At 47.3% G+C, this 11118-nt stretch carries 8 protein-coding genes; all 8 read right to left on the bottom strand.

Features of this window, described 5'->3' with window-relative positions:
* Positions 1-2 precede the first annotated feature (2 nt).
* The 8 genes from GON05_RS29860 to GON05_RS29895 all read right to left on the bottom strand — a co-directional run bounded on the left by GON05_RS29860 (position 3) and on the right by GON05_RS29895 (position 10908).
* Positions 3-1130 (bottom strand): glycoside hydrolase family 88 protein, encoded by a 1128-nt coding sequence (locus tag GON05_RS29860; protein ID WP_157324403.1) that lies wholly within the window; start codon positions 1128-1130, stop codon positions 3-5.
* 789 nt (positions 1131-1919) lie between these two features.
* Positions 1920-3383, bottom strand: coding sequence for a sulfatase (locus tag GON05_RS29865; protein WP_157324405.1), 1464 nt, complete (start codon positions 3381-3383; stop codon positions 1920-1922).
* 48 nt (positions 3384-3431) lie between these two features.
* The gene (locus GON05_RS29870) at positions 3432-4298 is read right to left on the bottom strand and encodes a carbohydrate ABC transporter permease (RefSeq protein WP_246239573.1); all 867 of its coding nucleotides are present in this window, start codon (positions 4296-4298) and stop codon (positions 3432-3434) included.
* Positions 4299-4321: 23 nt separating this feature from the next.
* Positions 4322-5254: a carbohydrate ABC transporter permease gene (locus GON05_RS29875; protein ID WP_157324409.1), complete on the bottom strand. Its 933-nt coding sequence runs from the start codon at positions 5252-5254 to the stop codon at positions 4322-4324.
* Between the two features lie 83 nt (positions 5255-5337).
* Complete coding sequence (locus GON05_RS29880; RefSeq protein ID WP_157324411.1) at positions 5338-6642, bottom strand: ABC transporter substrate-binding protein; 1305 nt, start codon at positions 6640-6642, stop codon at positions 5338-5340.
* A 233-nt stretch (positions 6643-6875) separates the two neighbouring features.
* The gene (locus tag GON05_RS29885; RefSeq protein WP_157324413.1) at positions 6876-8480 is read right to left on the bottom strand and encodes a response regulator transcription factor; all 1605 of its coding nucleotides are present in this window, start codon (positions 8478-8480) and stop codon (positions 6876-6878) included.
* Positions 8480-10285: a cache domain-containing sensor histidine kinase gene (locus GON05_RS29890; protein WP_157324415.1), complete on the bottom strand. Its 1806-nt coding sequence runs from the start codon at positions 10283-10285 to the stop codon at positions 8480-8482. The genes GON05_RS29885 and GON05_RS29890 overlap by 1 nt, the downstream gene beginning before the upstream one ends.
* Positions 10286-10419: 134 nt before the next feature.
* The gene (locus tag GON05_RS29895) at positions 10420-10908 is read right to left on the bottom strand and encodes an RNA polymerase sigma factor (protein ID WP_157324417.1); all 489 of its coding nucleotides are present in this window, start codon (positions 10906-10908) and stop codon (positions 10420-10422) included.
* Positions 10909-11118 lie beyond the last annotated feature (210 nt).

The following is an 11118-nucleotide window of genomic DNA, read 5'->3' on the forward strand; positions in this document are numbered from 1 at the left end:
GGCTAGAAAGACTGAGGCTCAGGTTCCCAGAAGGAGGATTGGCCTCTCAGCTTGGACAGGGCTTCCATATAGAAGTAATCGCCATAGATTAACGGCTTATTGATATTCTGATTGCCTGGCAAATTGCCGGTGCCCGCAACGAGAATGGCCTCTTCCGAATCGTCTGCCACGTAGTTGCAGGATAAGGATTGCAGGATGGCACATGCCTGCTCTCTATAAAAAGATGCCCGTTCCCCTTGGCACGTTGCTGCCAGATTTAACAGCCCGCTTGCCGCAATGGCAGCTGCACTTGAATCCCTCGGCGCCCCTTCGAATGAAGGTAGGCGGAAATCCCAATACGGCACCTTGTCCGCCGGGAGATGTGTGAGGAAATAGTGGGCCGCACGTTCGGCCGCTTCCAAGAAGGCTGGATCGCCCGTATGCTGGTAGCTCAAAATCGACCCATGGATCGCCCACGCTGCGCCTCGCGACCAAGCTGAGTCCTCGGCGTAGCCTTGGCCGCCGAGCGCTCCCGTCCGTTCTCCGGTTTCCGGATCGAAGCAGACGACATGATAAGCTGAACCATCTTCACGTATAAAATGTTTCAAAGCCATCTTCGCATGAGCGACGGCGATATGCTTGAACCGGGGATCTCCGGATTGCTTCGATGCCCAGTGCAGCAGTGGGAGATTCATCATGCAATCAATGATTGCCCACCCGACACGTTCGGGGTGATTCCAAGCCCTGATAAAGCTGCCCTGCAAGTTAAAACGGCCTGCCAGATGGCTGGCAACCATCAATGCTCTACGCTTGGATTGCTCATTTCCAGTCATTTGCCAATTGGCAATCGAAGTCAGCGTCCACATAAAACCCATGTCGTGATCCAACCGCTCGTAGCCATGCAGCACCTCATCCAGTTGTTCTTCACAGCTCTCAGCCAATTGGCGTAATTCGTCCGCTTGCTGGTCCCTATAGGCGAGCCATAACAACCCAGGCCAGAAGCCGGCCGTCCAATAGTGCGGTGACATGAGTTGAAACCTACCATCCTGCGAGCCGTGTGGGAATGCGGCTCCGATTCGCCTGCTTGTGCTTATCACTTTGCTGATCCCCGCGTTCCATGCTTCTTGTATCCATTGCTCTGTTGTATTCATGTTTTCACTCCCATCTGTTGTGCTCTTAGCATAAACAGATTGGTTGATGCGGCTCAATATACATGTTTTTGGTGGGTTAACAGGTTTCGGGAGGTTCTGCTTAGCTGTTTGACATCCCCCTTCCTGCTGCCAGATTTCTACTCCGCGCCAATTTTAACAGTAGAAATTCCAGTTACTTCGCTAACGAACACAAAAAGGGCCTATTCGATGAAATAGCGCCCTCTAGTTCAATGGGGAGAAAGGAATCGTTGGGAAAGTACCTTCTCCTCCGTAGTTTAGCTTGTTAAGAACCCGGTAGGAGCGAATATTGAGCGTGGAAAGCACCCATTGCCGCTAAAATTCAGCGTTACTGAGACACTTGGCGGAGGGGTAACCTCATACGAGAATTGAGTTGGTCAACAATACGCCTTTAGGGAACTGCAGGTCACTATTCTAGCAAATTCAGCCCGTTTCCGCGTTCGAGCGGAACTACAGGGTCTTATTTGTCCGTCTCATTTTCTTTATGAAAACGGACAGATAGTGGCCCACAGTTCCCCTCCGCAAAAAAATGGGCCTATTTCGATGCAATAGTGCCCTGTCGTTCCCTTCGCCGGGAGGGACCGCTCGAGCGCTAGCAGCCAATGGGTGGCGCGCTCAAGGGGTAAGCTGTGCTTACCCCTAAATAAAAAAAGCGAAAGCCTTGGGGTACAAGGCTTTCGCTTGAGGTCCAAGGCTTTCGCTCGGGATCCCACGATTTCGCTTGAAATCCAAAGCTTTCGCTCGGAATCCAACGCTTTCGCTTCTACTACATCACAACCCAAGCCGCTCGAATTGCTCTAACGGCGCGTTCGCTTCGTGCATACTCTCTCTAAGCAGTCTGATCATACGCGCCTCCAGCTCGGCGTCCTGAATCGCATGCTGCTGCTGATAATCCTGCGATATGTCATACAGCTTCGTCTCCATGATTTGGCTGTTCGACGCATAAGGTTCACCCTGCCGGCTCACAGGCACTTTAAACACAGGAAAACGTGTATAAGGCAAAAAACGGCCGGTTTCAATCGACTCTTGAACCTGATTGCCCAAATAAGAACGGAACGTTGTCGGCATGGCTGTATACGTAAAACATGGATGATTGTCGGCTGCACGTGGAGCCCTCATATACGTATAGCTGCCGTCGGTTACATTTACAGCCATGCCATGATACCCATAGATTGCCGCATTGCGGACCTTGTCCACTCGCCCTTCAAGAAGTCCCCTTAACGAATGGCCTTTCACTTGATCTGGAATCGCCACATTCATGTAATCCAGAATCGTAGGCTTCACATCGATATTTTGCGTGAGTGCGCTGATTCGTGATCCATTATGCTCACTGCCAGGCACATGAATCATCATGGGAATATGTGCGAGTTCGTTGAACACATGCATCTGGTTTTTCCCCATTTTCTGATGTTCGCCCAGTAAAAAGCCATGATCGGTTGTGAAAATCAGCAGGGTATCCTCCCATAACGCCAAACGGTCCATCGTATCCAGCAGCTTGCCTAGCCAATGATCAATCATCGTGAGATTAGCAGCGTATCGTTTACGAATATGCGTAATTGCTTCTTCCGGTACATCTACATCCCCATAATTAGGCCAAAAATAAAGCGGTCCTTTATAATCGTCTTGGTATAGATCCAGATAATGCTTGGGACAATCGAAAGGTTCATGCGGATCGAAGGCTTCTACCATCAGGAAATAATGATCGGCCTCGCGATTGCTCTCCAGCCAGTCGCAAGCAGCTTGCATCGTTCGTGGACCCGCATAATCTTCCTCCTGCACAAACCTTTTCCGGTTTCGTTCATACTGCAATCGGACCCTCCCGTAATGCTCATCCGGCACTTCCGGATCGCTAACGGTCGAATGCCAAGGATCATCCTCCTGCCCGCGATGAAAGTCCCATGTCGTAAAGGATTGGCAATAATTTTCACCGCCGGTAGCAAAATAGTGGTAGTGATCGGTTACGATATGGCTGAAAATCCCGCCTTTCCGCAGCGCATTCGGCAATGTTTCATCGAACGGCTCAATGCCGCCCCACCCTTTTTCCAGAAAAGCCGTTCTACCTGTCAAAAGATCTCTTCGCGCCGGCATACAAGGAAGTGAACCCGACCAATGTTGATCGAAGACAACGGATTTCTCCGCTAATCGTTCGATATTTGGCGTCTTGACCCAATCCCCTCCATACGTTGGCAGCAGATGCCGGTTGAGCGTATCCAAAAGCACGACAATAGTATTCATAGCAGCCTCCCATCCAAGATAGCAAGATTTCCAAGATCAACAACTAATTTATGCTTTGAGACCTGTGGTTACAATACCTTGTACGAAATATTTTTGTGCAAAAAGGAATAGCAGCATTAGTGGGAGGACAACAAGCGTCGTTGCCGCCATTAATAAATTCCACTCCACACTCGTTTCCCCGCGAAACATCGTCAAACCCAGCTGCACCGTTCGCATCTGCTCCGAGTTCGTCATGATGAGCGGCCACATATAATCGTTCCAGGTTGCTGTTGTTTTGAAAATGCCAAGTGTTGCCAATACAGGTTTACTTAAAGGCAGATAGATTTGATAAAATACCCGCAAGGTCGATGCGCCGTCAATTTGCGCTGCCTCATCCAAAGCCCGTGGAAAGGTAAGGAAAAACTGGCGGCATAGAAAGATTCCGAACGAGCCTGCAACAAACGGGAAAATTAATCCGGCATAACTGTTTATTAATCCGACCCCTCCCGCTCCGAATAGATCATTGCCTCCGGTTAGCGGAAACTTTTTCATCATCAGAAAGGTTGGAATCATCGTTACTTGCGAAGGTACCATAATACCAATCAGTACGGAAAAGAACAGGATATCTCTCCCAGGAAACCGGAGTCTGGCAAAAGCGTAGCCGGCCATTGAGTTGAGCACAAGACTCGCAACCACCGTAATGACTGTGATAACAAAGGAATTATAGAAATAACGGAGCCAATCTCCTTTGGACATGGCAAGCACATAATTTTGAAACATCCATTTATGCGGAATAAATGAAAATGTGGGTGACTGTATTTCTCCCATCGTCTTAAAGGACGTAACCACCATCAGCATGAATGGAAAAAGCATCAGCAGAGCGACTGCAAGCATAATGGCGGATACCAGAATCGTGATGCTCATTTTACTTTTCAAACAAAATCCATCCTTTCCTCTTCTTAGTCCACATCCAGATCGTCACCTTGATTACCGTATTTGAAATTGACGATTGTAATCACAAGCGTAATGGCAAACAAGACCATAGCCATAGCCGATGCGTATCCCATCTGGAAATCTTGGAAACCGCGCAAATAGATTTGGTGCACAACGGTCGTCGTTGACCCCATCGGCCCGCCGTTCGTTAGAATATTCACTTGCTCGAACACCATGAAAGAGTTAATACAAGTCATAATAAGGATAAAAAACGTCGTAGGCTTCAGCATCGGAAACGTAACCGACCAGAACTGCCTTAATTTGGAAGCTCCATCCATATGTGCCGCTTCATATAAACTGGAAGGGATTGATTGCAATCCCGCCAAATAAATAATCATCGTATACCCAAGTGATTTCCAAATGCTCATAATGACAATGGCGAGCATAGCTGTTTTGGGATCGTACAACCACTGGACCGGATCGAGACCTATTGTTTTAAAAACACGATTCATAATGCCTAGTGAAGGGTCATAAATCCAAAGCCAAATCATGGACACGGCCACCATGGATGTTACGTTAGGCACATAGATGCTGGCTCTGGCGAATACCTTGCCGAAGATCCTACCGTTCAGCAGTACAGCGAGAATGAGTCCAAGCGCAATTTGAGGAATTATCGTCCAGATCGCATAGACCAAGGTGTTCGTCATCGCTTTGGCAAACGTTCCGTCATGCAGCAAACGCGCATAATTTTGCAGCCCGATAAAGGATGGACTGCTGTAGAAGTTATAATTTGTAAAGCTATAATAGAGACTAATCAACAGTGGAATAAAAATAAATGCAAAATAAATGACATACCCGGGAGCAATCATGGCATATCCGGCATAATCGACACGCCATCTGCGGAGCGATTTCGTTCGGCCCAAGCCATCTTGGGGGCCTGTCGTTGCAGTCGGCTTCATAAGAAAACACCTCGTTTCATCAGGTTGAACGGAAATCGCCTGCCCATAGACTGCAAGCAATCTTCAAGCAGGCGACTCAGATCCTATTTGGAAATCAGATTCGGAAGCTCCTTGGTCAGCTGAGCAGCAGCATCCTTCATCGCTTGCTCCCCTGTTTTCTTCCCATAATAGGCTTCTTCCAGATTAAGGCTAATAAACTCATACATTTTACCGGAATACGTCACTTTCGCAGCACCTTGCCCATACGTCACGGCATCGAAAATGGCACCGTTCATAACGGGATTTTCTTTAATATAATTGTCTTTCAAAGACTTCCTAACGACAGGAGTCCCCAATTCTTTATATCTGGCCCAAGTCTCTTCTTTGGTCATGACCGTCTGCATAAATTCAAAGGCTAAGTCCTTTTGTTTGCTTTGTGAGCTCATGAATAATAAACGCATGCCCGCGAAGGTAGATTTCATTTTCCGGGAAATCGGACCTGATACGCCAATTTGTCCGTTGAGTTCAGGGTGATCCTTCTGTAAATTGGTGAATGCAGCTGGGCTGTCATAAGCAATCGCCGCTTTGCCATTCGGGAATAGATTCTCGTTGGACTTCGTAGAATCGTTCGGAATTGTGATTCCCTTTTTCACCATATCAATGAGGTATTGCGTAGCTTCAATGGACTCCGGTGAATCAAATAGCGGTGTATTCGTCTCCGGGTCAATAATTTTGCCGCCATTTTGCAGAACAAAAGATTGCCATAACGTCCAACCGGTCGCCGTCGGAATGCCGAAACCCGCCATCGTGGTTGTCGCTCCATCCTTCTTGGTCAGCTTCTCCGCATATTGTGTCAGTTCATCCCAATTGGCCGGCGGCTTCTCAGGATCCAGCCCCGCTGCTTTGAATAGATCCTTCCGCCACAGCAGAACCCTCGGATCAGGGATGAAGCCTAAGCCGTACAGCTTCCCTTTGTATGTACCGGTGTCAACGACACTTTCCATCATATCGCTCTTATCCGCCCATTTGCTCGTGTAAGCGTCCAACGGCTCATATTGACCCAAATTTGCCCGCTGCGCCAAAGATGCCAGTGTATAGGACAGCACATCCGGCGAAGTTCCGCTCGCATAAGCGGCATTCAGCTTGGTTTCCATATCGGAACCGAAAGGAACCTCGCTATACGCCACTTTCACCCCTTGATGTTTCGCCTCAAAATCGCTGATCACGCGTTTCCAGTAAGCATTTTCCGCAGGATCCGTGCCGGCCCTCCAAAAAGTGAGCGTTTTGGTTCCTCCGCCTGCTCCGTCGCTCTTCTTATTAAGCTGCTCCGTGCTGCTGCTGCAACCGCTGAGCAGGATACTGGCCGTCAGGATTATACCGAGCCCTCCGGCCACCCATTGCTTTTTCATCTTCGTAAGCCTCCCCTTATGGTTCATCTATCTGACAACTTCATTATAAAAAATCGGGAAGGGGTCACAGTGAAACTGATTTCCGTTTTTTTTGAACAAATGCACGCTTCTGAAAGGGCTCATCCTGGCCTCTACAGACCCTATACAAAATTATTCCTTTCCTATGCAAAAATAATCCGATAGCCTCTTATGCGAACAAAAAAACACCGCAATTGAAGCGATGTCTGGCGATCCTAAGCTCTATTGTGCAGCTCCATGTATTCAGAGGGCGAAAATCCTGTATATTTTTTAAACATTTTAATAAAATAACTGGCGTTCGCGTAGCCCACTTGCACGGCTGCCTCCGAAACTTTCAGCGCTTTGGTGCTCAGCAGGTTCATCGCCTGCTCTAACCTTACTTGCATCAGGTACTCGTTGAAATTCAGCCCCGTTTCCTTTTTAAAAAGCTCGCTAAAATAGTTCCGGCTCAGGTGAACATGGTCGGCCACTTGCTGAAGCGAAAGCTCCTCTGAAAAGTGGCTTTGAATAAAATCACAAGCATTCTGTACGGCTTCTCCATATTTGCGCCGATGCAGCTCAATCCACTGTACAATGGTGTCAACCATGTTCTCCGTCCAACCTCTGAGCTCTCGAAAAGTTTTCAGCCGCATCACTTCCATGTGCGCTTCGCTATACAACAGATCAAGCTTAGCAGCCGGCACCTGATACGCTCTTGCTTTATTCACCATGGCATAGGTTAGCTCAAGGGATAGCGCCCTAGCCTGTTTGGCGTTCAGTGCCTTATGCTCCATCATTTCGTTCATGAACTGCCTGCAAGCTTCTGATACCTCTCGTATTTGGCCCATGTCCAAAAATCGATGAAAGGAATCCGGCACAGGGATCGAGTCCGCTTGACCGCCAGAACTTGGAGACTGGCAAAAAACGATGCTGCGGTCCTCGTAAAACAAAGGCAGGTGGAGCGCTTCCAACGCCTCTCTGGCTTGTTCCGGCAGGAAGGAAAGGCGGCTGTACGTCGTACTGATGCTAATCGCTGAATGTAGACCGATAAATTTCCGCAAATTTTCCGTTACCCGGTTGGCCAGGAGCAGCAAGGACTCCCTTTGTGATTTCATGCTCGTACTCTTGATATTGACCAGCAGCATCACCACATTTTCCTCGTAGAGAAAAGAACAGCCATTGCCAGCTTCATTCATCAAAGTTTCGTTGACGATATTGGTGACAGCAAGGATTCTCAAATCTTCCTCTTGGATTTTCAGCTCCGAGCTCGGAAGCAAGCCTAACGCAAGTACCGTCAAGTTCCTCTCCGTCACTCCCGTGCCGAACAGCACCATTTTGTCGTGAAAATCATTCAGTTCCTGTTGATTTCCTTGCAGCAGCTCCTTGAAATACGCCGTGCGAAGCGCCAGTTGGTTCTGATTCAGCAGACTGCGCAGCGAGTTCATTTCGACTAGCTTACTATGGTCCAGTTCAATATCCTTTCCGATCTTAAGGAGAACCTCGTCCAAACCCTGAAGCGTAATTTCCGCTTTAAGGATGTATTCGCTTGCTCCGAATTTAAGTGCCTCGGCTGCGAACTGAAACTCATTATAGGAACTGAAAATGACCACCCGGATTTTCGGCATTTCCTCCTTCAAACGCTTGATCAGTTCAATTCCATTCATGCCCGGCATTTTAATATCTGTCACAACCAAATCAACAGGATGCGACTGACAAAAATCCAACGCTTCAAGACCATTAGAGGCCTCCCCGGCAATGAGGTAACGCTCACCGAGCTTAGCCACTGTCATTTGAAACCACTCCCGAAAGATCGGTTCATCATCCACGATGAGGATATTCATTATTCATTCATCTCCTTCCACTTATACCAAGCAGGAATAAGAACCAATACCTTTGTTCCCACTCCCGGCTCTGATTCCACCGTTAGTCCATATTTCGCGCCGTAATACAATTGAATTCGCTCATGTACATTCCGCAATCCTCCTCGATGGGCGGCTTGTCCATCTCCGGAACGCTCGTCTAAAAACACGCCGGCTTGACCAGTTGACTCCATCCCTACACCGTCATCTCTGATTTCAAACTGGATGTCTCCACCATGCATCTTCCCTGTGATCCAAAGTGTTCTCTTCCCGAGCTTCGGCTCCAGTCCATGAAAGATCGCATTCTCGACCAACGGCTGCAGGATGAGTTTGATTGTTTTGAACGGCATAATGTCATCCTCAAGGTCATAGTGCACCTCCAGTTTATCTCCCTGCCGGATTTGCTGAATGTACATATAATTGCGCAGCATACTGATTTCCTCTTCGATCGGTATTAACTCGTCATGCTTGGAGATCGATTGCTTCAGCAGCTTGACCAGCGCCACAATAACCGAATCGACTTTGTCGCTGCTGTGCTTATGCAGCATGAATCGTATCGAAGTTAGCGTATTATACAGAAAATGCGGATTAATTTGCGATTGCAGCGCCTGAAGCTCGGCATGCCTTTTCTGCTGCTGCTCAACGGTAATCCCTTGCATCAGTTCATTCAATCTGGCCACCATTTGATTAAATTTCCGCGTCAGCAAACCAATTTCATCATCCTGATGAATCGGAGTCCGCACCGATAAATCCCCCGTTTCTACACGAGTGAAATCGCGATACAGCCGTTTGATCGGAATAGCAAGTCGTTTGGCTATCACATACGATGCCCCGATGGAGAGAAGAACAACAATCATAAAAACAATAGAGACAATGAATTGAATTTGATTTAAGCTGCTAAGAACAACTTTGGTCGGTGTATACGAAACCAGCTTCCAACCGGTTTTGCCGATTGTCTGAAAAGAAATCAATTGCTCTGTATTATTCTCACGATCAATGAAATAACCCGATTCATACTGCTGAATTTTCCAGTAATAGGAGCGGTCCTTCACATTGCTTTGTATCTTTCCATTGGCCTGGGAAGAGATCACACGGCCATCGTCACCGATGATCACAATTTCCCGCTGCTCGTCCAGCGCACCTTCATATAAGCTTCTTATGGTGGTTGCGTTTACACTAATCATGACAAGCCCGGTAGGAGCGCCGGTTTCAAAACGGTTACTGATCCTTACCGCGTGAAAAGTGCTGCGCCCACCGTCCTCTGTCGGCATAAGCCCAGGGATCGGCTCCGTAATCCAGAGAATGCGGCCCTTAGCCTCAGCAGCCATTTTGAACCAAGGCTCGTTTACAATATCTCGCATTCGAATGTTTTTATATAGCGGATTCGTGGACTGCTCCAGTCCGTTCAAGCCAAGCAGCGTAACATGATATTGGAGCTTTCCGAAGGAATAAATCGAATTCGTCAGCAGCCTGTCAAAAGCAGCACGAAGATGCGCTTCTTCATAGCTGTTTTCCATAATTTCCGTCGTAAAAGCATGGTTGATCTCGTCATTGAGATAAAACGTATTGGAAACCGCGATGACATCATCCAGCAGCATATCCGTCTTCTCTGCAATCTGGCCCAATGTTTTGAGATTGGACTGGCTCACTTGCGACTCAATCGAACTTTTGGAAATTTGCAACGTAATGAAGCCAAAGATACCTAAAGGAACAAGGATGAGACATATTGTCGATATAAGAAATTTATTTTGAATGCTGCTTCGATGGATGAACCATTTGCTTAGCATCGTCGTCCTCCTCGTTCATGACCTGCGTATCATTACCTGATGATACACGATAACACGTGCGTATCAAATACTTTTATAGGATGGGCACGAAAAAATCCTCTGCTCTTCAGAAGAGCAAAGGACCTGTTAGCCATTTATTGAGCTAGGGAACGCAGCTTTTTTTTCGCTCGATGCAGTTTGGATTTAACCGCGCTGACCGTCGTATTCTGATGCGCAGCCAGCTGTTCATAGGTCAGCCCATGTTCATAGACTAACAAAAGCGACTGCTGAAACTGAGGTTCTAATGCTGAGATTTGCTCATGAATGGACTTTTTTTCCATGTTCTTTAATGCCTCAGCCTCCGCCGCTATGGCAATCGACTCCATTTTATCATGTGAGATCTCCAAAGATTTAAGCCGTTTGCGATAAAAATCAATCGCCGTGTTTCTAGTAATCGTGAAAAGCCAAGATGCCTTCTTTTCCTCCACCTTGATCGAGTTGAAATACCGGAATACCTTCAAGAACGTTTCCTGCACCGCATCCTGGGCTAAAAAATGATCTTTCAATACCGAATAAGTGAAATAATAAACGTCTGTATAGTATTGCTCATATAGAGCATTAAAGGCCGCGTCATCTCTCATCATACGATTACTCTCCCTGTTCGTTTCTCTCTTTTATTTATAGAACAAGGATGTCATGGGCACTTCTCTAACTTGTAAACAAAATGTATCTAAAAGGGAACTGGAGTCCACTATTTTGCCTTGTTTCTATGAAATCCGCTAAACAGAAATAAGTGACCGTAGTTCCCCTCCCTCTGTATTAACGTTTTTCTTACATATACTCGCTCATTCGTA

It is taken from the genome of Paenibacillus anseongensis, assembly GCF_009757995.1.
GTDB lineage: Bacteria > Bacillota > Bacilli > Paenibacillales > NBRC-103111 > Paenibacillus_E > Paenibacillus_E chondroitinus.